Source organism: Desulfovibrio legallii (assembly GCF_004309735.1).
Lineage (GTDB): Bacteria > Desulfobacterota > Desulfovibrionia > Desulfovibrionales > Desulfovibrionaceae > Desulfovibrio > Desulfovibrio legallii.
In genome coordinates this window covers 152,746-175,750 of record NZ_SIXC01000003.1, presented here as the reverse complement: position 1 = coordinate 175,750, position 23,005 = coordinate 152,746, and the positions used below count along the sequence as shown (strand labels likewise).

Below are 23,005 nucleotides of genomic sequence, written 5' to 3'. Positions count from 1 at the left end.
CCCACCCGGCATACCGCGTGTTATCGCTGCAGGCACAGGCCTCGGCCCCGCTGCCGAGGCTCGCAGCCGTCCGTTGGCAGTCAGAGTTACGCCTCCGCGCCCCGCTCTTCCGGGCGAACCTCTGCCCCGCAGCCGCCATGCCAACACCATTCCCCCGTCCTCTTGACACTCTCCCCCGCAATCCTTTTGAGGACCCCGCGCTGGAGCCCTACCGGCCATTTTTGCAGGCCCGCAGCCGACGCTTTGCCGCCGAGGCGGAACGCATCCGCAGCCGTTACGGTTCTCTGCGGGCCTATGCCAACCTGCACCGGGTGCTGGGGCCGCATCTGCTGCGCAGGCCGGGGGGCGGTCGCGTCTGGCGGTGGCGGGAATACCTGCCGCAGGCCGAAGCCGTCTGGCTGGTCACGGACAAAGGACGGTTTCAACGCCACGCCCGTTGTCGCTTTCAGCGGCTGGCCGGAGATATTTTTGAACTGGTTCTGCCCGAAGCCGCCCTGGGGCACGGCAGCTATGTGGAACTGCGCGTGCAGCCCCGGCCTCAGGACACGGACAATAACACCAGCGCCGCAGAAGCCGGCCTCCTCAAACGCGTGCCGGCCTTTGCCGTCTGGGTGGAACAGGACGCGCTAACGCCCACCCAGTGGTGCGCCCGCATTTGGCGGCCGGAACAGCCCTACCGCTTTCGCCGCCGTCGGCCGGCGCGCACGCCCTTTCCGCGCATTTACGAGGCCCATGTGGGCATGGCCCAGGCCGATACGGACCACCACGGCGAACGTGTAGGCAGCTATACGGATTTTATCCGGCAGGTGCTGCCCCGCATCAAGGCTGACGGCTACACAGCCGTGCAGCTCATGGGCATTCTGGAACATCCGCTCTACCGCTCCTTCGGCTATCAGGTCAGCAGCTACTTTGCGCCCACCTCCCGCTGCGGCACGCCGGACCAGTTCAAGGCTTTGGTAGACGCCGCCCACGGCCTGGGTCTGGCCGTGCTGCTGGACATTCCCCACGGCCACGCCTGCCCCAATACCGAGCAGGGCCTGGCCGCCTATGACGGCAGTCCGTATTTTTTCAAGCCCCAGTACAATCAGTGGGGCACGCCTTCTTTTGACTTCAACCAGGAGACGGCGCGGCGTTTTCTGCTCTCCAACTGCCGCTACTGGCTGGAAGAGTTTCGTGTGGACGGCTTCCGCTTTGACGCCGTGGGCAACATTCTGTATCTGGATCACGGCCTGGACGACGATTTTTCGCATGCGGGACGCTGCTTTTACGGCAAGGACAATCAGCCCCGCGCCGACGCGGACGGCGAACTGTACCTCTGCCTGGCCAACGCCCTGACGCACGAAATCCACCCCGCCGCCGTGACCATAGCCGAAGAATTTTCCGGCATGCCGGGCCTGACCTGTCCGCCCGAAGCGGGAGGGCTGGGCTTTGACTACCGCTTTGCCATGGGCATTCCCGACTACTGGGCCAAATGCGTGCAGAGCCCGCGCGATATGGGCAGCCTGTGGCACGAAATGACCAACCACCGCCCCTATGACCGCACCATCAGTTATGTGGAGTGCCACGACCAGTGCATTAACGGCGAAGACGCCATGATCTGGCGGCTGCTTGGCCCGGCCATGTATACCGGCATGGGCCTGGCTGCGGAAGACTGGAAGATCTCGCGCGGGCTGGCCTTTTACCGGCTCATGCGCTTTATCACCCTTGCCACCGCGGACGCGGGCTACCTCAACTTTATGGGCAATGAATTCGGCCATCCGGAATGGCTGGACGCCGAAGCCCACGCCCATAGGCTATGGCGGCTGGCCGAGCGGTCGGACCTCAAATACGCCGCCCTGGCCGCCTGGGACAAAGCACAACTGCTGGAGCTGGTGCGGCCTTTCCTGTGCAATTTTAGCACAGCCCCGCTGTTCCGGTACATCCATGAAGACAAACGCCTACTGGCCTTTGAACGGGGCAGACTGCTGCTGGCTTTTAACTTCCACGAGCTAACGCCCAACAGCGACGTGACTTTTGGCGTAACGCCGGGCCGCTATGTAGAGTTGCTTTCTTCAGACGAACCCCGCTTTGCCGGACACGGCAATCTGGACCCGCGCAGCCGCCCCACAGAACACTTTACCCGCCCCGGCGGCTTCACGCCCAAGACCGGGCTGGAAGACATCACCCTCTACCTGCCGCCCTTGGTGGGCCTGGCCCTGTACCGGACCTGAACATTATCTGCTCTTTTTTCTGAAATTTTCTTGACAGCAGGACGGTTGCCGCGTAAGAACATTTCTCGCGTCGGGATGTAGCGCAGTCTGGGAGCGCACTTGAATGGGGTTCAAGGGGTCGAAGGTTCAAATCCTTTCATCCCGACCAGAGATTTAAAGGGAATTCATGGAAACATGAATTCCCTTTTCTCGTTGGGGGATATGGGGACCACCTCTCTCTGCGAATCGCTGTCCCCGTTTTTGAGGTAGAGCCCCTATACCCCAAGCGGCGGCAAGGCCTCCTCAGAAAAAAGACGCAATTCTTTTTCCAGCAGTAAACGCGCCCACAGTCCCTGGCCGGACCGCAACACGCCGCTGAAAGAGCCGTCATAAACCTGCCCCGCACCGCAGGAAGGCGAACGACTCTTGAGGATGGCGGCTGTGCAGCCTTGCCGCAAGGCCAGGTCGGTCGCCCTTTGGGCTCCCAGCATAAAGGCTGCGGTCACATCCACACCGTCGCATGTGCACACGCGCTCGTGGTGAAGTTCACAAGGCGGGCGCGGCGTAGGCAGGCCGCCCAGCCATTCCGGACAGGCCGGCACAGCACAGCCTGAGGCCACCAGACGCACAACGGCGGAGCAGGTGTTGGCCCTGCCGTCATAGCGACAAGGGATGCCCGCCAGACAGGCGCTGACCACAAAGCGGATTCTCACGGTTGTGCCTCCGAAAACAGACGCCGCGCCCCTACCACTGACGACGCCCCATCATTTGCCGAACTTGCCCAACGACGCCCAAGGTAACGAGACTTTCCGGCGCACAAACGTCCTGTGGCGTCCTTAGGCCCTGTCCACGGCGTAAAAAGCCGTTATCCAGAGCGCCCAAAAGTGGGGCAAAGCCAGCAACGCCCACTCCAGGCAAAACGCAACGCCTGGCAAGCGTACGCGCATGCGCCGGAATGGGCGTCTTTCCAACCATTGAAAAGGCTTACAGGCAAAGGCCGCCACCCCGGAGCCGGACGACCTTAATGCGCCGCGGTACACGGCCGCACGCGACTTTCGTCCCACGAAATTCCTGGGGAAAAAACGACGATGTCCACAACTTTCAGGCGTCGGCATCCTCAGTGGCGGGCAGCAGGGCCGCTTCCCACAATTCCTGATAATACATGCTGGTGCCGGGATTCCAGGCCGTAGCCGTGGCGTGATCATAGCTTTCAGTAATGGGCCAGTCCGTATGCGGGGCCAGGGCGGCCTCAAAGGAAGGGGCTTCCACCACCGCCTCATATTCCAGGTTCAGCGTATAGTTGGGGCCCTTCAGATAACGCAGATGGTAGCGCGGCATAACATATCCTTATGATTATAAGAACACCGGAAGGGGGAACCCCCCTCCCGGTGCGTTACAAGTCTGATCTTTGCCCGGACTAGTGCGTGGTCATCACGAACTTGCTGATGAGAAAGAGCACCACCAGCAGAAAGATGCCCAGACCGATGCTCCAGCGCACGAGCTTCAGTTCAACAGGATCCAGGGGTTCATACTCCATCTTCTGGATTTCTTCATGGAGCTTCACTTCATTGTTATCCATAACTGTAACTCTCCCTTCGTTGGACTACGCACCCACCACAGGCGGGGTCATGCCGTGGAAGAAGGCATAGGAAATGAACAGACCAATCCAGATGATGAAGCCGAACAGGCACACGATGTACACCACGGCGAGCCGGCCGATGCCTTCTTCCTTCAGCTTGTGGAAGTTGGAAACCAGACCGATGCTGAAGAAGGTCAGCAGGAAGAAGAGCACGCGGAAGCCGTTCATGGCGCCGGACATGCCCTTACCGAGCTTGTGCAGCTCAGGCGAGGACAGGCAGATGGTCAGCAGGATCAGGAAGGTGCCCAGATACCCCAGCACGAAGCGGGGGAAGCGGTCCATCACGTCGCCCCAGGTCATGGTGCGCTCGCCGCGGGTCTTATCAAATTTGGCGGTCCAGATGTATGCCAGCACCAGAGCCCAGACGCCGATGAACATATCAATAAAGATTTTGACCGTCGTGGTCACCATCACGATCCAGCCGGGCTCCCACTGGGTGCCCAGACCGGCCATTTTGGCCAGAATCAGCGATTCTGTGATGGCGCCGCTGGCGATGGCGCCGCCGTCGGACTTGACCGCAAGGCCCATCCAGCCGCCGGCCACCATGGGCTCGCTGTACAGGAAGTACTGCGCCGCAAAGGGCAGAATCAGCATTTCAATGCAGGTGAACACAACCACCAGCGAGGAAACCATGATGGGCACCACAGGCCGGGCGCGGATGGCGCCGCCCGTGGCAATGGCCGCGGAAACGCCGCAGATGGAAATGCCCGAAGCCAGAGGCGCGGCCCATTCTTTATTGAACTTGAAGTATTTGCGCGAAATGTAGTACACGAGGGCCCAATAGAGCAGGTACGCTTCCACGATGGCGCAGAGGCCTCGGAAAATGATGTGACCGGCAAAACCGGCAGCATCAGCGGCCTTCACGCCCAATTCCGCACCCAGAATGACGATAGCGATTTTAACAAACAGCTCTGGCCGGCAGGCATCGTGCAACGATTCCGCAAAGTTGGGAGCGAAGTTGCCGATAAAGATGCCCATGAGCAGCGCCACAATCAGGCCCGCTTCCGTGCTCAGTCCCAAGGACCACGTGATGCCCATTTTGCTGAGCTGCGTGGGGTTGGCGGCCACGTAAGCGTTGGCGCCCACGGTGTAGCAGGCGATGCCAATGAAGAAAATGATAGTAAATCCATAAATGAACTTGCCCACATTGCCCTTCATGGCCTTAACGCCGATGGCGAGCAAAGCGGTAATGAACACATAGCTGGCAACCAGCGCACCCCAGCCGGGCAGCATGCCCTTGGTGGCCGAACGCCAGCTGTCCACGGGGTTATCAACCCACATGCCCATTTTGAGAACCCAACCCAACGGATCCAGGCCGACCATTTTGCCGAGGCCCAGAACGAAGATAAAGCAGCCAATCAGCAGGGCGACTTTATCCTCATTATAACCTGCCTTTGTTGATGCCATACCCAAACTCCTCCATGCAGATTATGCAAGTGAACCTAAAACACCATTCTGCCGTCACCTCCCGGCCGCAACAATCGATTTGTATCTGTTTGATACATACGACTGGGCCGACGGGATTTGCCGCGGTAACGACGGAAGAACCACTGAAACTCACTGGCCGCCCGCATTTGGGAACCGCAGTGACGTCTCCACGTCAACTTACCTGTATGCTCGATATTGTCAAGTATTCGTTCAAAGTTTAACAACCGCCGGCGAGGGCGACCGCCTTTCCCTACTTTCGTGCCATGTATGAAATTTTTTAAAAAAATGCCGACATTTTTATTGACAGGGGCACGCCTTTCACATACACCTATCTCTCGCGTTGGGCTGTCGTTCAATTGGCAGGACGGCGGATTCTGGCTCCGCTAATCAAGGTTCGAGTCCTTGCAGCCCAGCCACATATAGGGTGTCCCCATCGTCTAGCCGGCCCAGGACAACGGCCTTTCACGCCGTCGACAGGGGTTCAAATCCCCTTGGGGACGCCAATGAAAATCAAGCACTTACATGAAAATGTAAGTGCTTTTTTCGTTGTGGGGCAAATTGGCTCTACACCAAAGACAGAGACAAGCGCCTTCTCCGGACCGCTATGCCCCCGCTTTTGAGGTAGAGCCCTTTTGAGGTAGAGCCCACTCCCACTCGTAGTCTTTGTTTTTACCTCTTGACATTGGTCAATTAGTGTTGAACATTTAACAAATGAAATCGACAGATGCTGCTCAACTTTTTGAGGCGTTATCCTCTGATGTGCGCCTGGACATATTCCGTCTGCTTGTGAAGCATGCGCCGGAAGGACTTGTAGCGGGAGAAATAGCAAAAAATCTCAATCTGCCTTCTACAAACTTGTCATTCCACCTCAAAGCCATTGTCCACACCGGGCTGGTCAGGATGGAAAAGGAAGGCCGCTTTTCGCGCTATCGGGCAAATATCCCTTTGATGCTTGAGGTAATCGCGTATTTGACTGCGGAATGCTGTTCGTCTCATCCTGAGCAGTGCCAGAGTTTCAGAGCGGTGTGTGCGGTTCCCCCTGGTTTTTTGCCGCCCCCGCCCCATACTGCAAACAAGTAAGCCGAGGCCCTATTTTTTTGCCCATTTACATCAACTATACAACTTCATTTGGACAATTGGAGGGTACATGAAAAAGACAAAAGAGCTAACTCCGTTTGACCTCCGCGAGACAGTCCGCGCCGGATATGCTGAAATCGCCTTGGGAAAACGCGCTTGCTGTTGCGGAAGTCCGCGCAGCAGTCAGGCCGACCCTGCCCGCCTTGCTGAGGCTATAGGTTATGATTCAAAAAGTCTCACTAACCTGCCGGAAGGCGCAAATATGGGGCTTTCCTGCGGCAACCCCCTTGCCATTGCGACTTTGAAGGAAGGCCAGACCGTGCTTGATCTTGGCAGCGGCGGTGGCTTTGACGTGTTCCAGGCGGGCGAAAAAGTGAAAACTTCCGGCCGAGTTATAGGCGTGGATATGACGCCGGAAATGCTTGGTAAGGCCCGCAAGAACATCGGGCACTACCGGCAGCATACCGGCCTGGACAATGTGGAATTCCGCCTTGGCGAGATTGAGCATCTGCCAGTGGCCGACAACAGCATTGACGTGGTGCTTTCCAACTGCGTCATGAATCTTTCCCCGGACAAGCCCCAGGTCTGGCGTGAGATATCCCGCGTACTTAAGCCGGGCGGTACAATCTCCATTTCGGACTTGGCCCTGTTAAAGCCCCTCCCCGACAATATCCGGGAAATGGCCTCGGCGCTGGTGGGCTGCGTGGCCGGGGCCATTCTGGTGGACGAAACCAGGGCCATACTGGAAAAGACAGGCTTCACTTGCATCGCCCTGACCCCGAAGCCGGATTACGTGCGGAACATGCTGGACTGGAACGACCCTCTGTACAGGCAAATTGCTGAAACCCTGCCCAAGGGCGAGGAACTGACGGATTACGTTGTCAGTTTATCCATTGAAGCTCAAAAACAGGTAAACATATAGAAGTTATCCAGATTATTCGGACAGCCAAAGATGTTGTGGCTGCAAGAGTAACAGCCCGTCAATCCTCATTTAGCAGGGAAGAGAGGCGAAACAACACAAAAAATTAAGGGCTTATGTGCTTATTTGGCACATAAACCCTTGATTTTATGGAGCCGCCTGTCAGATTTGAACTGACGATCTGCTGATTACGAATCAGCCGCTCTACCAGCTGAGCCAAGGCGGCGTAGGAAAAACTGTATTTCGCACCAATGTAGCAATAGGGTGGCAGAAACGAAAAACTGGGGCTGTGACCTATTGGATAACTTGGTGATTTTTCTCTTTTTCTAGAGCTCCATTTCTTCAGAGCCTGTCTGATTACGCATCAGCTGCTCTACCCAATGAGCTAGACCGGCAACCGGTTACATCTGCCAAAAAAGGCGTTGTCTGTCAAGAGGATTGCACCTCTAGGGCGCAAAGCCCGCACAAACCTTACGGGCTGCGCCTGCGGCTCAGGCGCGCTGCAGCACCAGGGGGATGGCGTGCACTTCGCGGCGCAGTTCCTCGGTATGGCCCAGCTTCCAGCTGGTGGTTTCAGGCTGCCAGTGCAGTCGCTCCGCCACCTGCTTTACCACGTCGGCCACATTGAGAATGGGGTGGCGCTGAAAAACCTGGGGCAGGCCATAGGTCAAATTACAGGCTAGGCAGCGGCCAGGGCGCTGGCGCAGTTCAAAAGCCAGATGTGCCTTGTCCGGCGTGACTTCGCGGCACACCAGCACGATATCATAGGCGCCCTCTTCCGCGCCGCCGAACAAGGCGTCAAAAAAAGCGTCCGCGCGCTCGGCCGGAAAAATTTCGTCCAAAATTTTTTGTTCTAAAGACTGCATACCCATCAAATACTCCACCCTTGCACGGCGAAGGCCGCCACGGATCCCCGCCTGTTGTTCTGCCGCCGGAAACACCCCTGCAGTCGCCAAGGCTGCCCACACCGCAAAAACAGCGAACTTCGGGAATGCACATTCGCAAAGCTCACTGTAAGGCCACCGCAGCCCCTAACCATAACGGGCCGCGTTTACACCCTGCGGCAGACGCCTGCCCACACAGCGGTCAGAACAAATTCACACAAAATTGCCCTAACCGGCGTTGCCTTTTGCCAAAAATCTGCCTCGTCCCGCAGATCGGAGAAGGTCCGAGCACACATATTCCCATGACCAGAGCCTTGCAACGTTGGAATGCCCTGGCGATTGCGTGAGCAGACGCCCGCCGTGGAGGCGCAAGCGCAACGTATGTGCGCGCTTAAGCGCAGGAACAAGCGTGCCGTACCCTTTTGAGAATATATTATATCCTCAAAGGTAATCTGCTCCGGGGGACGCGCGTCCACGACACTGCCGGGATACTTCAGGCGCACGGCAGGCTACTACCGCCCCGAACATCCACAGGCCGCACCAACAAACGTTCATCCCGCCAGGAGTCCGTCCACCAGCCCCGCCTCCAAATGAATATCCGCACGCGGCAGCTTTGCCAGCGAGAAATCCGCCAGCAGATCCTGTGGCCGCAAGGCCGCGCCCGAAGGATTGCACCCTGCCAGCCGTCCCAGAAGGCCCACCACCAGGCGGGCGTCCACGCCGCGCTCTCGCAATGTGCGTAGGGCAAGACTGTGGTGACGCTTGGCCAGGCGCTCGCCTGCAGCGTCCAGCAAAAGCGGTACGTGCGCGTAGGCAGGGACGGGCAGCCGCAGCAGACGCAGCAAAACGATCTGGCGTGGCGTAGAAGGCAAAATATCCCGCCCGCGCACCACCTGCGTCACGCCCATGAGGCCATCGTCCAGGGCCGCAGCCAACTGGTAGGCCACCACGCCATCGCTGCGCCGCAGGGCAAAATCGCCGCCGCAGTCCGCCAGGGTAAAGCACTGCGGCCCTTGTACGGCGTCCACAAAACTGATGGACTCTGGGGGGCAGCGCAAACGCAGGGCGGCGTGTCGCCCTTGGGCCAGCAGGGCCTGCCGCTGCGCCGCGCTCAGACGTCGGCACGTGCCGGGGTACGGCGCGCCGCGATCGTCCACGTGGGGGGCTGCCGCCAGTTGCCGCAGTTCCCTGCGGCTGCAAAAACAGGGATAGGTCAGCCCTTGCGCCTCCAGACGGGCCAGGGCCGCGGCATAGAGATCGGTGCGCAGGCTCTGTACGTAGGGCGCGTGGGGGCCGCCCAGATCCGGGCCAGCGTCCCAATCCAACCCCAACCAGCGCAGATCTTCCAGAGCGGCAGCGGCCAGCTCCGGCCGGGAACGCTGGGGGTCAATATCCTCCAGCCGCAGCAGCAGCCGCCCGCCCTGAGCCCGCGCGGCCAGCCATGCCAGAAGAAAAGCCCAGGCGTTGCCCAGGTGGAGCAAGCCCGTAGGGCTGGGGGCCAGCCTGCCGCAGCAGCGGATCATGACAAAAAGTTATTTTTTGTTCCAGGGCATGGCTGCCAGCAAAAGGGCCAGCCCGCAAAAGCCGGTTACCCCGGCAAAGACCAGTCCCGCGCCCACAAAAGCCGAAAGCCAGCGCAGGCCCGGCCAGGCCAGCCCGCCCACAAGGCCCAGCAGTACCAATGAACCCGCCCCGATCTGAATCTGACGAAACATGGGCAGGGTTTTGGCGTCGCGTTCCACGGGCAACCCCTTCTTTACCCAGTTGTTGATCCCGCCCTCCAGTTGAAAAGCGGGCCCGCCGGCCAGTTGCTGGAGCAGCTCGCTCTCATTTCTGGTGCGCCTGCCGGAATTGCAGGTGAAAATAATGGGCTGTTCCGCACTGGCCGGGCGCAGGTCAACCCAACGGATGATGGAAAGGGGCGCGGCCTCGGCGCCGGGGAAGCGCAGTGTGGCCAGTTCGTCGGGTTCACGCACGTCCACCAGACGGGCCGTGCCTTCCTGCAGTTTTTTATATGCTTCTTCGGGAGAAATACTGCTGAGCATGGAGAGCCCTACGAATTGCCGCCCCGTTTTTTGACGGCGGTTTTAGAGGTTTTGCCGGCATCGCTCTTGGACGCCACCTTGCGCACGGCGCTGGATTTTTTTTCTGTGGCGGAGGCTTTGGAGGCTTCTTTGGCGACTCGGCCCCCGCGTGCAGCCGCTTCCTTTTTGGCGGATTTTGCGGATTTGGCGGTCGTTTTGCCGGTGGACTGCGCAACAGTTTTGCCGCGCTTTTCGGCGCGGACGTCTGCGGACTTGGCAGATTTGGAAACTTTGGAGGAAGATTTGGCAGACTTGGCGGAAGATTTTTCGACGCGCTGTTTGCTGGTCCGCTCATTGCTGGCTACCTGCACAACTTTACCCTGCTTGCGGCTGGACTTAGCGCTGACTTTTGACTTACCTTTGGCTTTTCTGGCGGTGGAAAGGTCGCGCACGGCCCGTTCTTCGGTGAAATCGTTAAGACGACTTTCGGCCTGCGCCACCAGGTTTTCACCGGCCTCAATTTTTACGCGCCGCGCGCCCAAAAAGGTGCCGCTGAAGTAGGGGTCGTCCAAAGAAGTGATCCGCACGGTGGAGCGCCGCCGCGGGCTGTGGATGAATTTTCCGTCCCCCACATAGATCCCCGTGTGATAGCCCCGACGCGGATGGCGGAAGGCCACGATATCGCCGGCGCGCATGTCTTCCACTCTGGTGATGCGCTTGCCCACCACGGATTGTTCCCGTGCGGTGCGCGGCAGGCTTACGCCTACACTCTTGTAGGCCCAGCAGACAAAACCGGAGCAGTCAAATCCGCCAGGGGAACTGCCGCCGCTCACATAGGGCGTGCCCAGGGCCGAGCGAGCCTTGCTGATGAGCTGCTGGCTGGCCTCCTGCTGTTTATTGTCGAAAGCCGCCTCGTAGGACCGGCGGAACCGTTCCACCCGCAGGGTTTCGTCTTGGGGGCTGTTCTGCTGCTGCCTAGCCGCACAACCAAAGGCCAGGACGCAGGCTGTGAGCAGCACGCCCAGCTTCAGGCACTTACCCATCCGCGCTCCGTACAGGGTTTACGCCGCGCCGCAGGGGCGGACGAATGTATCAAATTGACGGGCGCTCCTCTATGCGAGGAGCGGTCAGGCCCGGATATCCAGCAGCGTGCCCAGCATGGCGTCAGCGGTCCGCACTGCCTGCGCGTTGGCCGCATAGGCGTGCTGGGCAGAGATCATTTCCACAGCGCCGACGGCCAGATCTGTGCCGCTGGGAACAAGGCCGGCGTTTGCGGTGGCGTCATACACAGCCTGAGCGGGGTCCGGGGCTTCCGCAGGGGGCAGCACGGCGTTCAAACGGACGCCGAAACCTTCCGGGCCTGTGGCGTATGCAGCATGCCGGGGCCTGAAACCGCCGGTGGAAACATTGGCCACATTGTGCGCCGTGACCGCCAGCCCTTGCGATTGAGCCTTTAAAGCGCCCGCGGCCAAGGTCATACTGTTGCTGCTGATCATCTGGGCACCTGTTCCGGTCTAGCACAAGAGACAATGGATAGGGAAGAGATTTTTTAGAGTTTATTTTTAATAATATACATTATTAATAGCTCCCCGTGCAAATGCAACCCGCCCGCCGTCGCAGGGTGTCGTGGCCAGCCCCGTGCAGGCCTCCTGCGGCGCTGCAAAACCAGACGCCATTCCTCTCCGCAGCGGGACCATCAGGCCGGTGTAGAACTTCGCCGTGCGGGCAAAGCCKTGGGCGCACACTGTGCGCCTTGCCGGGCTGCAGCCCGGCCGCGGTCATGCATCCTACACTTCCGGACGCGCTTCCTCCGCATTTCGGGCGGGCGCGACGGTCAGATCCCGCTCAATGCGGGCAAAGGCATTGTGGTTGTGGATGGACTCCATGCTCTCCACCTCCACGCTGAACCGCTCCACCTGCCCGTGCTCCAACAGACGCTGGGCCACGTTGCGCACCACGTCCTCCACAAAGGTGGGGTGGGCAAAAGCGTTTTCGGTCACAAACTTTTCGTCTTCGCGCTTGAGCAGAGTGTAGACCGCCGACGAAGCCGAGGCCTCGGCAATGTCGATAAAATCCTCCAACCAGGAAAAGGCCTTCATGCGCAGGCGCATGCGCACCATGGCCCGCTGACTGTGCGCGCCCTCGCGGCTGATGGCCTTGGAACAGGGGCAGACGGTCATGACGGGCACGTCCGCCTCCAGTAAAAAGGACTGGCCGGAATCGTCCAGCTCACCCGTGAGACGGCAGGCATAGGCCACGGTGGCCGGGCTGCCCGAAACCGGGGCTTTTTTGGCAATAAAATAAGGAAAGCTGAAGCAGGCAAAGGCCCGGCGCGCGCCCAGGCGTTCCTTGATGGTCAGGAGCAGCCGCCGCACGGAACGGTAGCTGATCTCGTCGTTCCAGGCTTCCAGCGCCTCCACAAAGCGGCTCATGTGGGTACCTTTAAAGGACGAGGGCAGGTCCACGCCCAGATCAACCTTGGCTACGGTCTGCTGACTGCCCCGGCTGCGGTCGCGCACCAACAGGGGCAAATGCAGGTCGCGCACGCCCACCCGATCAATATTCAGCGCCACCTGGGGGGCGTGACTTTGCACATCTTCCATCATGCCAGATCCTGTCCTGTGGTCGTGCCCGTAAATACGCCGTGCTTTACACCGCGGCAGGAGATGAGCTTATCGGCCAGGGCCTGCATGCGTCGGGGTTCGCCTTTGAGTACCAGTACTTCCAGGCAGTTATAGTGGTCCAGATGCACATGCAGGGTGGTGATGATCAGCTCGTGTTCGTCGTGCTGGATCTGCATGAGCTTGCGGGCCAGATCGTTTTTATGGTGATCGTAAACCAGGGTCAGAGTGCCGGCGCCGTAGGCGTCTTTGTTCCAGCTTTCTTCCACCAGGGCCTTGCGGATCAGGTCGCGGATGGCCTCCGAGCGGTTGGGGTAGCTTTTGCGCCGACAGAGTTCGTCAAAAGGTTCCAGCAGGTCCTCGTCCAAAGACACGCCAAAGCGGGCCAGATTTCCCATATGCAGATTCCTGTGACGGCCGTGCGGCGGGGCCGCCGTTTGCCGGTGAGACCGTCCCTGGCGTCAGGCCGGGGTGCGGCGGATTTCCCAGACCCGCACGGTGACGGGCACGGGCTGGGCGTAGATCGGTTCCACAACACGGCTGAAGACCTGCCGCCCCTGCCAGCCGCCATTGTGCAAGGCGCACAAAAAGGCCTCATACACCGTGCGGCCCGGCTCCGCCACCCAGGCCGCGCCGTCCGGGGCCAGGGCGCGGTCCAGAAAATGCAGCACCGGGGCCACGAACCGCTTTTCGTACATAATGTCGCCGCCCCAGACGCGCGCCATGCAGCCTGCGGCCACGGCAGGCCGCCGCCAGTCCATGACCGTCCAGAAGGGCTGGGGCACCCCGTTGGTTGCGGCGTTTTTGCGGGCAAAGCGCAGGGCTTCTTCTTCATAATCCACGGCCGTGACCCGCGCGCCCAGTCCCTGCCCCACCATAGCAGTAAGCCCCAGGCCGCAGCCCAGATCCAGGCAGGGACGACCGACGATCTCTTCCCGCCGCAGGGCCAGCCAGTCGGCCAGAGCTACGCTGGCGGGCCAGAGCTCCGTCCAGTAGGGCAGGCGCTCGTCGGCAAAGTCGTCGGCATCGGCGGTCATGGCCTCCCACAGGGCCTCCAGGTCCGCCGCCCGCTCCAGCCGCCACAACCGCCCCGCGGCGCGCACGCTGATCTGCGGGCAGTAGGCGGCAAGTCCACTGTCGGCCTCGGCGACAGGCAAGGGCGCGGAAGTTTTTGACAACATCTTCACCGTGGCACCATAACGCATTGCCGCCGGGCTGTACAGGGCAACCGCGGCCGGCCGCCCGCGCGACGCAGGCGACGCGCCACAGTTGACGCCTGACGGCGTGGCATGTATTATCCCCCAGTTTTAGCAAACGGCGTCGGCCCTGCCGGGGCCGCCCTTTCCATCCCCAAAATCCGCAGGAAGATCCAATGCCCAAGCGTACGGATTTGCACAAAATTCTCGTCATCGGCGCGGGGCCCATCATCATCGGTCAGGGCTGCGAGTTTGACTACTCCGGTTCCCAGGCCGTCAAGGCCCTCAAGGAAGAGGGCTACGAGGTGGTGCTGGTCAACTCCAATCCGGCCACCATCATGACCGATCCGCATCTGGCCGACGCCACCTATGTGGAGCCCATCGAGCATGAAACCCTGGCCACCATCATCCGCAAAGAGCGTCCCGACGCCCTGCTGCCCACCCTTGGCGGACAAACGGCTTTGAACGCCGCTCTTGGACTGGCCAAGAGCGGCGTTTTGGCGGAATGCGGCGTAGAGCTCATCGGCGCGCGGGCCGAGGTCATTGAAAAGGCCGAAAGCCGCGAACTCTTCCGCGAGGCCATGGAGCGCATCGGCCTGCAGGTGCCCGCCAGCGGCATTGCCCGCAGCATGGACGACGTGCGCCGCCTGGGCAATGTGCTGCCCTTCCCGCTGATCGTGCGCCCGGCCTTCACCCTGGGCGGCACGGGCGGCGGCGTGGCCTACAATCTGGAGGATCTGGAGGAAGTGGCCGCCAACGGCCTGACCGCCAGCCCCACCTCCGAGGTCATGATCGAACAGAGCGTGCTGGGCTGGAAAGAAATCGAAATGGAAGTCATGCGCGACGCCAAGGACAACTGCGTCATCATCTGTTCCATTGAGAACTTCGACCCCATGGGCGTGCACACGGGCGACTCCATCACCGTGGCCCCCATCCAGACCCTTTCGGACGCGGAATACCAGAATATCCGCGACGCCTCCATCGCCATCATGCGCGAAATCGGCGTGGAAACGGGCGGCAGCAACGTGCAGTTCGGCATCAACCCGGCCAACGGCGACCTGGTGGTTATTGAGATGAACCCGCGCGTGTCGCGCTCTTCGGCTCTGGCCTCCAAGGCCACGGGCTTCCCCATCGCCAAAATTGCGGCCAAGCTGGCCGTGGGCTATACTCTGGACGAGCTGCGCAACGACATTACCCGCGAAACTGTGGCCAGCTTCGAGCCCGCCATTGACTACTGCGTGGTCAAAGTGCCGCGCTTCACTTTTGAAAAGTTCCCCGGCGCCCAGGACGAGCTGACCACCTCCATGAAGAGCGTGGGCGAGGCCATGAGCATTGGGCGCACCTTCAAGGAAGCGCTGCAGAAGGGCCTGCGCTCCATGGAAATCGGCGCCACAGGCCTGGGCTTTAACTTCCGTGCCGCCCTGCCCGACCGGGAAACCATTCTGGAAGCCCTGCACCGGCCCAATTCCAAACGCATCTTTGCCCTGCGCCAGGCCCTGATCGCGGGCCTGAGTGAAGAGGAAATCACCGCCGCATCTTCCTTTGACCCCTGGTTTGTGCGGCAGGTCAAGGCAATTGTGGATATGGAGGCCCGCATCAGCGACTTCGGCCTGGCCAACGACATGACCGCCACCAACCCCCATCTGCGCCTTATCCTGCGCGAAGCCAAGGAATACGGTTTCTCCGACCGGCAGCTGGCGGAAATGTGGAAGCGGCCCGAAAGCGACATCCGCCGCCTGCGCAAAGAAATGGACATCGTGCCCACCTACTATCTGGTGGATACCTGCGCGGCGGAATTTGAGGCCTATACCCCCTATTTCTACTCCACCTACGAGCACGGCGACGAACTGGTGGTGGAAGACCGGCGCAAGGTGCTCATCCTGGGCGGCGGCCCCAACCGCATTGGCCAGGGCATAGAGTTCGACTACTGCTGCTGCCACGCTTCCTTCGCGCTGCGGGACGCGGGCGTCATGGCCATTATGGTCAACTCCAACCCCGAAACCGTGTCCACGGACTACGACACCTCCGACCGCCTCTACTTTGAACCCTTGACGTTTGAAGACGTCATGAACATTGTGGAAAAAGAAAAGCCTGAAGGGGTCATCGTGCAGTTTGGCGGACAGACCCCCCTCAACCTGGCCGTGCCCCTCATGCGCGCGGGCGTGCCCATTCTGGGCACCAGCCCGGACGCCATAGACCGGGCTGAAGACCGCGAACGCTTCCAGGCCCTGATCCAGAAGCTCAATCTGCTGCAGCCGCCCAACGGCACGGCCATGAGTCTTGAAGAAGCCAAAGAGGCGGCCGAACGCATCAGCTATCCCGTGGTGGTGCGGCCCAGCTATGTGCTGGGCGGGCGCGCCATGGCCGTGGTCTACGACGCCACGGAACTGACCGAATACTTCCACGCCCAAGTGCCCCAAAAGCCGGAGCACCCCATCCTTATCGACAAGTTCCTGGAGCATGCCGTGGAGGTGGACGTGGACGCCCTCTCCGACGGTAAGGACGTGTACGTTGCCGGCATCATGGAACATATTGAGGAAGCCGGCATCCACTCCGGCGACTCGGCCTGCGTGCTGCCTTCCTATTCCCTCTCCTACGACCACGTGGCCAACATCGCGGCTCAGACCGAAGCCCTGGCCAGAGAACTGCGCGTGGTGGGGCTCATGAACATCCAGTTCGCCATCAAGGGCGATGACATCTACATTCTGGAAGTGAACCCCCGCGCCTCGCGCACGGCCCCCTTCGTTTCCAAGGCCACGGGCGTGCCCTTGCCCTACCTGGCCACCCAGGTCATGCTGGGCAAAACCCTGGAGGGACTGGACCCCTGGAGCCTGCGCAAGGGCGGCTTTGTCTGCGTGAAGGAAGCCGTGCTGCCCTTCCAGCGCTTCCCTGGGGTGGACGTCATTCTGGGACCGGAAATGCACTCCACGGGCGAGGTCATGGGCATGGGCCCCAGCTTCGGCGAGGCCTTCCTCAAAAGCCAGCTGGGTGCGGGGCAGGCGCTGCCCCAGGGCGGGCGCATCTTCCTTTCCGTCAACGACAGAGACAAACCCTACCTGCCCGAGGTGGCCCAGAAGTTTGCCGAACTGGGCTTTCAGCTTCTGGCCACGCGCGGCACCGCCGCCGTGCTGCGCCAACGCGGCCTAGACGTGGAAGAAGTGCTCAAAGTCTATGAAGGTCGGCCCAATATCGTGGACCTGCTCATCAATCACGAGGTGGCCCTGGTCATCAACACGGCCTCTGGCAAGCACACGGCCAAAGATTCCAAGGCCATCCGGCACGCGGCCCTCATGTTCAAGGTCCCCTACTGCACCACCATCGCCGCCGCCAGGGCCACGGCCACGGCCATCGGCTCCCGCCGCGACGAGGTGCATGTGGAAAGTCTGCAGGAATACTACGCGCGGGAAGCGCGGGGGTAGCTATGAAAGCATTGCTGGTGCTGGAAGACGGTTTTACGTTGGAAGGCAAGTCCTTTACCGGAGAGTTCGAAACCGGCGGCGAAGTCATCTTCACCACGGGCATGACCGGCTATCAGGAGGTCCTCACCGACCCCTCCTACTACGGGCAGATGGTCTGCATGACCTACCCGCTTGTGGGCAACTACGGCATCTGCCGTGAAGATATGGAATCCGCGCGGGTGCACTGCGCCGCCTTTCTGGTCAAGGAATGCTGCAAGCAGCCTTCCAGCTGGCGGTCCCACATGAGCCTGCCCGCCTTTCTGCAGCGCTATGAAACCCCCGGCATGGAAGGGCTGGATACCCGCGCTCTGACCCGCCACCTGCGCCTGCACGGGGCCATGCGCGGCATTATCTCTACCAAAGAGCAGGACCGCCGCGTGCTGCAAGAGCGCGCCCGCGCCCTGCCCACCATGCAGGGCCGCAACCTGGTGCCCTTTGTGGCCGCCCAAAAGCCCTACGCCTGGATCGACAACGCCCCCCAGGAAGTCGCCCTGGACGAAAACGGCGCCTACGCCTGGCGCGGCACGGGCCTGCCCCTGCTGGTCTATGACTACGGCATCAAGTGGAACATCCTGCGCTGCCTCTGCGCGGCGGGTTTCGAACCCCTGGCCGTACCGCCCAATTTCAGCGCCGCGCGGGCCAAAGCCAGCGGAGCTCAGGGCGTGTTTCTCTCCAACGGCCCCGGCGACCCGGCCACCCTTACCGACGCCATTGCCCTGGTGCGCGAACTCATTGACATGTTCCCGGTCACGGGCATCTGCCTGGGGCACCAGCTCATCGGCCATGCCCTGGGCGGCACCACACACAAACTCAAGTTCGGCCACCACGGCTGCAACCACCCCGTCAAAGACCTGACCACCGGGCGCATTGAAATCTCCTCGCAGAACCACGGCTTCCATGTGGTGCTGGACGACGCGCCCGACGTGGAGGCCACGCATATCAACCTCAATGACAATACCCTGGAAGGTCTGCGTCATACCCGGCTGCCCGTCATGAGCGTGCAGTTTCACCCTGAAGCCGCGGCCGGCCCCCACGACGGGCGCTACCTTTTTGCCCGGTTTAAGGATATGATCGCCACGGCAGTCAACAGCTGAGGCCCTGCCGCCGCGGGACTTGATTCTCCGTGACGCTTGCGGCTATGGTGAAGTGGATGCGACGGCTTGTCCGCCATGACCCCAACCCCAAAGGAGCTTCGTGTGAAAAAGACACTGTTGAGTCTGACCCTGGCCTTGGCCCTGGCGACGCCCTGCGTCCCGTCCCTGGCTGCTGAAGGGCCGCACACCACGCGCGACAACCCCGTAGAGCAATTCACCGGGACTGTCTGGCAGCGCACCGAAGAATCTGAAAAAGCCTCCTTCCTCTTCGGGGTGGAAACTGCTATTACCGTGGAATACTTCGTCAATGCAAAACTGACCGAAAAAGCCGCCAAGGCGGGCAAACGCCCGGTCTACACCCTCTCCCCTTTTGAAAAGGGCTGGATGAAAGCCTTCAAGGGCATGAGCCGTGCCGAGGTGGCGGCCGAAGTGGACAAGTGGTACGCCGCCAATCCGCAGCACCTTGACCGCCCGGTCATGGACGTGATCTGGTACGAACTCATCGCGCCGCGTCTGGCCGCGCAATAAGCAGGCTGCGCAAGGCGCAAGGAGACAGTTATGAAAAAATTCCTGATGATTGGCCTTCTGGCCGCGCTGGTAGCCAGCGGTCTGGGCTGCACCAACATGAGCAAAACCCAGCAGGGCGTAGCCAGCGGCGCAGCCCTGGGCGCTTTGGGCGGCGCGGGCGTGGCCGCCATCGCCGGCGGCTCGGCCGGTTGGGGCGCGCTTACCGGCGCAGGCGTGGGCGCGCTGGCCGGCGGCATCATCGGCCACGAGCAAAGCAAGAACAAAAGCTGGTAAAACTTTGTCAACTACGGGCGGGGCTGCCCCGCCCATACAGGGCCGCCCGCAAGCGGGGCGGCCTTTTTTGTTCCCGGCACAGCGCTTTGGCCGTGCCCGATTTTATCGGCGCAGCCCGCCCTTGCGGGCACACCTGCTGCAACAGTCGGCAAATATTACGGCATTGCGCGCGCAGCCCAACGCCGCCCACCCTTGCGGCAGGCGTGCGTTCGGGCGTCCCCACGGGCGTTTTACGGGTGGGGGGCGCTTGCCCAACAATCTTTTTTGGCCCATGATTATGGAAAGCAATCCCCCCAACCTGGAGGCAGACATGAAGGATATTCGCAAGGTCGTCATCCCCGTGGCCGGATGGGGCACGCGCTCCCTGCCCGCTACCAAGAATATTCCCAAAGAAATGCTGCCCATCTATAACAAGCCCGTCATCCAGTATGTGGTGGAGGAGGCTCAGCGGGCAGCCATTGAAGACGTCATCTTTGTGACCAACCGGGATAAAAGCGTCATCGAGGACCATTTCGACTACAACCTGCAGCTGGAAGCCGTGCTGCAGCGGGCCGGCAAGCTGGACAAGCTGGCCGAAGTGCGCCGCGTGGCGGAAATGGTCAACATCATGTCCGTGCGCCAGAAAAAACAGCTGGGCCTGGGCCATGCCGTACTCTGTGCGCGTGAGCTGGTGCGGGACGACCCCTTTGCCATCATGGTGGGCGACGACCTCATGTTCGGCGGCGTGCCGGGCATCGGTCAGCTCAAAGAAGTGGCCCTGGCGGAAAACATGCCCGTCATTGGCGTCATGGAAGTGCCGTGGGAAAAAGTCAGCCGCTACGGCATCATTGACGGCGAAGAAGTGACCCCAGGCGTCTACCGCATCAAAAGCATGGTGGAAAAGCCCCGGCGCGAGGACGCGCCCTCGCGCCTGGCCATTGTGGGCCGCTACGTGCTTACGCCGGATATTTTTGACTATCTGGAAAAAGTCACGCCCGGCCACGGCGGCGAAATACAGCTTACCGACGCCCTGCAGGCTATGGCCCAGGAAAGAGGTATGATGGCCGTGCGCATGACCGGCATGCGTTTTGACGCCGGCGACTGGGCCGAATTTCTCACGGCCAATATCTACTTTGCCCTGCAGGATGAGGAACTGCGCTACGAACTGCTGGACAAACTGCGCAAGATCGTGCAGTTCCACTGATACCATCGCGCCCCGCGCCTTTTTTGCCCCTCCGCAGGCCGCGCCCGCGGAGGGGTTCGCGTTTTACCGTCAAGAGTGCCGCATGTACGCCACCGTCGCCCTGTTGAGCCCGCCCTACGCCAGTCTGAGCTACAGCCTGCCGACGGAATTTCCCGTGGAATTCTGGAAGCCGGGCCTGCGCGTGGCCGCGCCCCTGGGCCGGGGCGCCCTACGGGCCGCCGTGCTGCTGGAAACCAGCGCGCAGATCGACCTGCCGCCGGGCGTTGTCTGCAAAGACCTGTGCTGGCCTCTGGAGCCCGCCCCGCTGCTCGCGCCGGATTTGCTGGCCCTGGCCCAGGACCTGGCCCGTCGGCAAGGGCTAACGCCCGGCAGTATTCTGGGGCATGTGCTGCCCCTGGGCCTGCGCAAGACGGGCGTGCGCCTGCACTGCCTGCACCAAGGCCGGGCAGCGGTCTGGCCTCTGGCGCGCCTGCGTGCGGCAGACCAGGAAACCAGGGCAGAGCTGGCCCAGGCCCTGCTTTCCAACGCGGCCCGCCTGCTGCCGCCGGGCACGGACGCGGCCAGCGAAGAACTCTGCCTGCTGCGCGTGGACCCGCCCTGGCCCGTGCGCCCCGCCGCCTCCCGCCAGATCGCCGTGCTGGAATACCTGCACGCCCACGGCGCCGTGTGCCGCCGACAACTGCTCCGCAACCTGGGCCAGCAGGCCGCCCCGGCCCTGCGCAGCCTCATTGAGGCCGGGCATGTGGCGCTGGAGCGAGAGGAGGCCGAAGACCCCACGGACGCCCTGGAACAGTCCCTGCTGCCGCCGCCTCCGGCCCCGTTCAGCCTCAATGCGGACCAGACCGCCGCCCTCGACAACCTGCTGTCGGCCCTGCGCGCGGAGGCCCCGGCTTCACGCCTGCTGTTCGGCGTAACAGGCAGCGGCAAGACGGCCGTGTATCTGGAGCTGGCCAAGGCCTGCCTGGCTGCCGGCAAAAGTCTGCTGCTGCTGGCTCCGGAGGTGGCCCTGGCCCACAAGCTGCGGCGGGACGCGGCCTGCGCCCTGCCGGGAGCGCCCCTCTACTTCCACCACGGCTACCAGACCCCAACGCGACGGGAGGCCACCTTCCGCCAGCTGGCCGAACGCAAGGATCCCTGCCTGGTGGTGGGCACGCGCTCGGCCCTGTTTCTGCCCGTGCCCCGGCTGGGCTGCATTGTGCTGGACGAAGAACACGACGGCTCCTTTAAGCAGGAAGAAAGCCTGGCTTACCAGGCCAAGGAGGTAGCCTGGTTCCGCGCGGCGCAGAACCGCGGTCTGCTGGTGCTGGGTTCGGCCACGCCGGACCTCAAAACTTTTTACGCGGCGGAAACAGGGCGTCTGCCTTTGCTGCGCCTGCCCCGGCGCGTGGGCGGCAGGGATCTGCCCCCTGTGGACCTGGTGGATATCGGCAGCCTTGCCCCCGCAGCCGGCCAAAGCCCCCTGGCCCCGGCCAGCGAAGAGGCCCTGCGCGCCACCCTGGCCCGGGGGGAACAGGCCGTGGTGCTGCTCAACCGCCGGGGCTACGCGCCCCTCATGTACTGTCTGGACTGCAGCCGCGTGCTGCGCTGCCCGCAGTGCGAAATCGGCCTGACCTACCACAAGGGGCTGGAGCGCCTGGTCTGCCACTACTGCGGCTATAGTCTGCCCTTTCCCACGCCCTGCCCCCACTGCGGCGGCACGGACTATCTGCCCTTGGGCGAGGGCACGGAACGCCTGGCGGAACGCCTGGGCGTACTGGCGGGCGGGCCCGTACTGCGTCTGGATCGGGACAGCACCCGCCGTCCCGGCCGCATGGAAGAAATCCTCGCCGCCTTCGCCCGGCAGGAAGCGCCCATCCTGGTGGGCACGCAAATGCTTTCCAAGGGGCACCACTTTCCGCAGGTGACCCTGGTGGTGGTGGCCGACGCCGACCTGGGCCTGAACCTGCCCGACTACCGCGCGGCAGAGCGCACCTTTCAGCTGCTGGTGCAGTCCGCCGGGCGGGCCGGCCGGGGAGAAAAACCCGGCCGCGTGCTCATCCAGACCCGCGACGTAAGCCACTACTGCTGGCAGTTTGTGCGCACGGCGGATTACGAAGGCTTTTATGCGGAAGAGCTGGCCCGCCGACGGCTGCGGCGCTACCCGCCCTTTGTACGTCTGGCTCTGGTGCGCATTTCCTTTGCCAGGGAGGCGCAAGAGGGCCCCCAGGCCCTGAATGCCGTGGCCGCCGCCATGCGCGGCAGGGCCAGGGAACTGGGCGTGCAGATGCTGGGCCCCGCACCCGCGCCCCTGGCCCTGCTGCGCGGACGCAAGCGCTTCTCCTGCCTGCTGAAAGCGCAGGACTGGCAAGCGCTGCGTCAGGTCTTTTTTTTCGCGCGGCAACAAAAAGCAGCCGCGCACCTGCGACTTTTTCTTGACCTTGATCCCGTAAATATGTTGTGAAACTCCTTCGTATTTCGTGCTGTCGGCGGGGCTGCCGCTGTCGGTGCATTTC

At 61.8% G+C, this 23,005-nt stretch carries 21 protein-coding genes and 4 tRNA genes; 12 read left to right on the top strand and 13 right to left on the bottom strand.

Annotation, left to right across the window (positions count from 1 at the left end; all coding sequences use genetic code 11):
• The first annotated feature begins 137 nt into the window (after positions 1-137).
• Positions 138-2,210: an alpha amylase C-terminal domain-containing protein gene (locus tag EB812_RS03330; RefSeq protein WP_118230036.1), complete on the top strand. Its 2,073-nt coding sequence runs from the start codon at positions 138-140 to the stop codon at positions 2,208-2,210.
• 71 nt (positions 2,211-2,281) lie between these two features.
• Positions 2,282-2,358 (top strand) — tRNA-Pro (locus tag EB812_RS03325).
• A 106-nt stretch (positions 2,359-2,464) separates the two neighbouring features.
• Here the strand turns inward: EB812_RS03325 and EB812_RS03320 are convergent.
• The 4 genes from EB812_RS03320 to EB812_RS03305 all read right to left on the bottom strand — a co-directional run bounded on the left by EB812_RS03320 (position 2,465) and on the right by EB812_RS03305 (position 5,235).
• Positions 2,465-2,902, bottom strand: coding sequence for a 2-thiouracil desulfurase family protein (locus EB812_RS03320; RefSeq protein ID WP_118230037.1), 438 nt, complete (start codon positions 2,900-2,902; stop codon positions 2,465-2,467).
• A 388-nt stretch (positions 2,903-3,290) separates the two neighbouring features.
• Entirely contained in the window at positions 3,291-3,527 is a 237-nt protein-coding gene (locus EB812_RS03315; RefSeq protein ID WP_118230038.1) for a hypothetical protein, read from the bottom strand.
• 79 nt (positions 3,528-3,606) lie between these two features.
• Positions 3,607-3,768 carry a bacteriocin-type signal sequence gene (locus EB812_RS03310; RefSeq protein ID WP_118230039.1) on the bottom strand — a complete coding sequence of 54 codons (162 nt, stop codon included), beginning with the start codon at positions 3,766-3,768 and terminating at the stop codon, positions 3,607-3,609.
• A gap of 24 nt (positions 3,769-3,792) precedes the next feature.
• Entirely contained in the window at positions 3,793-5,235 is a 1,443-nt protein-coding gene (locus EB812_RS03305; protein ID WP_118230040.1) for a putative sulfate exporter family transporter, read from the bottom strand.
• 362 nt (positions 5,236-5,597) lie between these two features.
• Between EB812_RS03305 and EB812_RS03300 the strand changes: the two genes are divergently transcribed.
• The 4 genes from EB812_RS03300 (at position 5,598) to arsM (ending at position 7,255) form a co-directional block, all read left to right on the top strand.
• Positions 5,598-5,672: transfer RNA gene (locus tag EB812_RS03300), tRNA-Gln, on the top strand.
• 10 nt (positions 5,673-5,682) lie between these two features.
• Positions 5,683-5,759, top strand: a tRNA-Glu gene (locus tag EB812_RS03295).
• Positions 5,760-5,967: 208 nt separating this feature from the next.
• On the top strand, positions 5,968-6,336 hold the full coding sequence (locus EB812_RS03290) for an ArsR/SmtB family transcription factor (protein ID WP_118229759.1): 369 nt from the start codon (positions 5,968-5,970) through the stop codon (positions 6,334-6,336).
• A gap of 67 nt (positions 6,337-6,403) precedes the next feature.
• Positions 6,404-7,255 (top strand): arsenite methyltransferase, encoded by an 852-nt coding sequence (arsM, locus tag EB812_RS03285; protein WP_118229760.1) that lies wholly within the window; start codon positions 6,404-6,406, stop codon positions 7,253-7,255.
• A 147-nt stretch (positions 7,256-7,402) separates the two neighbouring features.
• Here arsM and EB812_RS03280 read toward each other — a convergent pair.
• The 9 genes from EB812_RS03280 to EB812_RS03240 form a co-directional block, all read right to left on the bottom strand.
• Positions 7,403-7,478, bottom strand: a tRNA-Thr gene (locus tag EB812_RS03280).
• A gap of 265 nt (positions 7,479-7,743) precedes the next feature.
• Positions 7,744-8,118 carry a hypothetical protein gene (locus EB812_RS03275; RefSeq protein WP_118229867.1) on the bottom strand — a complete coding sequence of 125 codons (375 nt, stop codon included), beginning with the start codon at positions 8,116-8,118 and terminating at the stop codon, positions 7,744-7,746.
• A gap of 569 nt (positions 8,119-8,687) precedes the next feature.
• Positions 8,688-9,659 carry a tRNA glutamyl-Q(34) synthetase GluQRS gene (gene gluQRS, locus EB812_RS03270; protein ID WP_118229761.1) on the bottom strand — a complete coding sequence of 324 codons (972 nt, stop codon included), beginning with the start codon at positions 9,657-9,659 and terminating at the stop codon, positions 8,688-8,690.
• A 9-nt stretch (positions 9,660-9,668) separates the two neighbouring features.
• Positions 9,669-10,181 carry a rhodanese family protein gene (locus EB812_RS03265; protein ID WP_118229762.1) on the bottom strand — a complete coding sequence of 171 codons (513 nt, stop codon included), beginning with the start codon at positions 10,179-10,181 and terminating at the stop codon, positions 9,669-9,671.
• Positions 10,182-10,189: 8 nt separating this feature from the next.
• Positions 10,190-11,203, bottom strand: a complete 1,014-nt coding sequence (locus tag EB812_RS03260; protein WP_118229763.1) for a C40 family peptidase — start codon at positions 11,201-11,203, stop codon at positions 10,190-10,192.
• A gap of 84 nt (positions 11,204-11,287) precedes the next feature.
• Positions 11,288-11,656 carry a flagellar basal body rod C-terminal domain-containing protein gene (locus EB812_RS03255; RefSeq protein ID WP_130957826.1) on the bottom strand — a complete coding sequence of 123 codons (369 nt, stop codon included), beginning with the start codon at positions 11,654-11,656 and terminating at the stop codon, positions 11,288-11,290.
• Between the two features lie 291 nt (positions 11,657-11,947).
• On the bottom strand, positions 11,948-12,763 hold the full coding sequence (gene folE2, locus EB812_RS03250; RefSeq protein ID WP_118229868.1) for a GTP cyclohydrolase FolE2: 816 nt from the start codon (positions 12,761-12,763) through the stop codon (positions 11,948-11,950).
• Positions 12,763-13,179, bottom strand: a complete 417-nt coding sequence (gene nikR / locus EB812_RS03245) for a nickel-responsive transcriptional regulator NikR (protein WP_118229765.1) — start codon at positions 13,177-13,179, stop codon at positions 12,763-12,765. Before nikR ends, folE2 begins: the two co-directional genes overlap by 1 nt.
• A gap of 63 nt (positions 13,180-13,242) precedes the next feature.
• Positions 13,243-13,962 carry a class I SAM-dependent methyltransferase gene (locus tag EB812_RS03240; protein ID WP_242621177.1) on the bottom strand — a complete coding sequence of 240 codons (720 nt, stop codon included), beginning with the start codon at positions 13,960-13,962 and terminating at the stop codon, positions 13,243-13,245.
• Between the two features lie 191 nt (positions 13,963-14,153).
• Here EB812_RS03240 and carB point away from each other — a divergent pair, with 191 nt between their 5' ends.
• The 6 genes from carB (at position 14,154) to priA (ending at position 22,953) form a co-directional block, all read left to right on the top strand.
• On the top strand, positions 14,154-17,396 hold the full coding sequence (carB, locus tag EB812_RS03235; protein WP_130957825.1) for a carbamoyl-phosphate synthase large subunit: 3,243 nt from the start codon (positions 14,154-14,156) through the stop codon (positions 17,394-17,396).
• Positions 17,397-17,398: 2 nt separating this feature from the next.
• Positions 17,399-18,529: a glutamine-hydrolyzing carbamoyl-phosphate synthase small subunit gene (carA, locus tag EB812_RS03230; protein ID WP_118229768.1), complete on the top strand. Its 1,131-nt coding sequence runs from the start codon at positions 17,399-17,401 to the stop codon at positions 18,527-18,529.
• A gap of 102 nt (positions 18,530-18,631) precedes the next feature.
• Positions 18,632-19,057, top strand: a complete 426-nt coding sequence (locus EB812_RS03225) for a hypothetical protein (RefSeq protein WP_118229769.1) — start codon at positions 18,632-18,634, stop codon at positions 19,055-19,057.
• Positions 19,058-19,087: 30 nt separating this feature from the next.
• Positions 19,088-19,330 (top strand): glycine zipper domain-containing protein, encoded by a 243-nt coding sequence (locus EB812_RS03220; RefSeq protein ID WP_118229770.1) that lies wholly within the window; start codon positions 19,088-19,090, stop codon positions 19,328-19,330.
• A gap of 310 nt (positions 19,331-19,640) precedes the next feature.
• The gene (gene galU / locus EB812_RS03215; protein WP_118229869.1) at positions 19,641-20,513 is read left to right on the top strand and encodes a UTP--glucose-1-phosphate uridylyltransferase GalU; all 873 of its coding nucleotides are present in this window, start codon (positions 19,641-19,643) and stop codon (positions 20,511-20,513) included.
• 82 nt (positions 20,514-20,595) lie between these two features.
• A complete protein-coding gene (priA, locus tag EB812_RS03210; protein ID WP_130957824.1) occupies positions 20,596-22,953 on the top strand; it encodes a replication restart helicase PriA in 2,358 nt (785 codons plus the stop codon).
• Positions 22,954-23,005: the final 52 nt, after the last annotated feature.

Excerpts from the sequence above, each read along its gene's own strand:
- carA (WP_118229768.1), top strand. The coding sequence starts at position 17,399 with ATGAAAGCATTGCTGGTGCTGGAAGACGGTTTTACGTTGGAAGGCAAG.
- EB812_RS03240 (WP_242621177.1), bottom strand. The coding sequence starts at position 13,962 with ATGTTGTCAAAAACTTCCGCGCCCTTGCCTGTCGCCGAGGCCGACAGT.
- EB812_RS03275 (WP_118229867.1), bottom strand. The coding sequence starts at position 8,118 with ATGCAGTCTTTAGAACAAAAAATTTTGGACGAAATTTTTCCGGCCGAG.
- EB812_RS03310 (WP_118230039.1), bottom strand. The coding sequence starts at position 3,768 with ATGGATAACAATGAAGTGAAGCTCCATGAAGAAATCCAGAAGATGGAG.
- folE2 (WP_118229868.1), bottom strand. The coding sequence starts at position 12,763 with ATGGAAGATGTGCAAAGTCACGCCCCCCAGGTGGCGCTGAATATTGAT.
- gluQRS (WP_118229761.1), bottom strand. The coding sequence starts at position 9,659 with ATGATCCGCTGCTGCGGCAGGCTGGCCCCCAGCCCTACGGGCTTGCTC.
- EB812_RS03315 (WP_118230038.1), bottom strand. The coding sequence starts at position 3,527 with ATGCCGCGCTACCATCTGCGTTATCTGAAGGGCCCCAACTATACGCTG.
- EB812_RS03330 (WP_118230036.1), top strand. The coding sequence starts at position 138 with ATGCCAACACCATTCCCCCGTCCTCTTGACACTCTCCCCCGCAATCCT.
- galU (WP_118229869.1), top strand. The coding sequence starts at position 19,641 with ATGAAGGATATTCGCAAGGTCGTCATCCCCGTGGCCGGATGGGGCACG.
- nikR (WP_118229765.1), bottom strand. The coding sequence starts at position 13,179 with ATGGGAAATCTGGCCCGCTTTGGCGTGTCTTTGGACGAGGACCTGCTG.
- EB812_RS03255 (WP_130957826.1), bottom strand. The coding sequence starts at position 11,656 with ATGATCAGCAGCAACAGTATGACCTTGGCCGCGGGCGCTTTAAAGGCT.
- EB812_RS03265 (WP_118229762.1), bottom strand. The coding sequence starts at position 10,181 with ATGCTCAGCAGTATTTCTCCCGAAGAAGCATATAAAAAACTGCAGGAA.
- EB812_RS03305 (WP_118230040.1), bottom strand. The coding sequence starts at position 5,235 with ATGGCATCAACAAAGGCAGGTTATAATGAGGATAAAGTCGCCCTGCTG.
- EB812_RS03220 (WP_118229770.1), top strand. The coding sequence starts at position 19,088 with ATGAAAAAATTCCTGATGATTGGCCTTCTGGCCGCGCTGGTAGCCAGC.
- arsM (WP_118229760.1), top strand. The coding sequence starts at position 6,404 with ATGAAAAAGACAAAAGAGCTAACTCCGTTTGACCTCCGCGAGACAGTC.
- priA (WP_130957824.1), top strand. The coding sequence starts at position 20,596 with ATGTACGCCACCGTCGCCCTGTTGAGCCCGCCCTACGCCAGTCTGAGC.
- carB (WP_130957825.1), top strand. The coding sequence starts at position 14,154 with ATGCCCAAGCGTACGGATTTGCACAAAATTCTCGTCATCGGCGCGGGG.
- EB812_RS03290 (WP_118229759.1), top strand. The coding sequence starts at position 5,968 with ATGAAATCGACAGATGCTGCTCAACTTTTTGAGGCGTTATCCTCTGAT.
- EB812_RS03260 (WP_118229763.1), bottom strand. The coding sequence starts at position 11,203 with ATGGGTAAGTGCCTGAAGCTGGGCGTGCTGCTCACAGCCTGCGTCCTG.